The sequence below is a fragment of the Arhodomonas sp. KWT genome (assembly GCF_010993615.1).
Genome location: NZ_WNXE01000710.1, coordinates 1 through 857, shown reverse-complemented (window position 1 = coordinate 857; position 857 = coordinate 1). Strand labels below are relative to the sequence as shown.

The 857-nt window shown below is 69.5% G+C and carries 1 protein-coding gene; it reads left to right on the top strand.

Annotated elements, in window-relative coordinates; genetic code table 11:
- Positions 1 to 753 (top strand): DUF3375 family protein (locus tag G7A99_RS21895; RefSeq protein WP_163144064.1); only part of this gene is annotated, 753 nt, incomplete at its 5' end.
- Positions 754 to 857 lie beyond the last annotated feature (104 nt).

The window sequence follows — 857 nt, the reverse complement described above, 5'->3', positions numbered from 1 at the left end:
TTCGGCGAGCAGGACGTCATCGCCGAGTCCGATCAGGGCAGGAGCTTCCGCGCGTTCTGGGATTTCCTCATGTCGCCGGCACGCCAGGAGGAGCTCACCGTGCTGCTGGAACGGGCGCTGTCGCTGGAGCCTGTCGCCGAGCTGGAGCCGGACCCGCGCGTGCGCCGCATCCACTACGACTGGCTGGAGGCCGGCGAGACCACCCAGCGCACGGTGGCCCGGCTCTCCCAGCAGCTGCGCCGTTACCTGGACGACCAGGCCTGGCTGGAGAACCGGCGGATCATGGACCTGATCCGCGACATCGAGCAGCACGCCGTGGCCCTGCGGGAAAGCCCGCCCAGCGGCGACGTGATGGCGCTGGACGAGCCTTCGCCCACCGTGGAGTTGCCCATGGAACGGCCCCTGTTCACCCCGCCGGTCAAGCCCGACATCCGCGACCAGGTATTGGTGGAGGGTGACGAGGACATCGACCCGGAGGCGTTGTTCGAGCAGGTCTACGTGGACCGCGAGCGCCTGCGCGGGCACATCCGTCGGGCCCTGAACCGCCACTCCCCGGTAAGCCTGGCGGCGGTGATCCGCGAGCATCCGCTGGAACAGGGCCTTGCTGAGCTGGTCACCTACCTGGCCCTGGCCAGCGAGGACCCGGACTCGGTTATCGAGGACAGTCAGACCGATCACGTGGAATGGATCGACGCCGACGACGTTATCCGTCGCGCCGCCGTACCCCGGGTGCTGTTCAGCCGCGGCGCCTGAGCCGCCGCGCTTTGGCAGCCCGGCGCGGCCGCGCGAGGGGGTGCGGTCGTCGCGGGGCGATTCCCTCGGCGAAGCTGGGCTTGCGTGTTGTTCCAGGACAGATC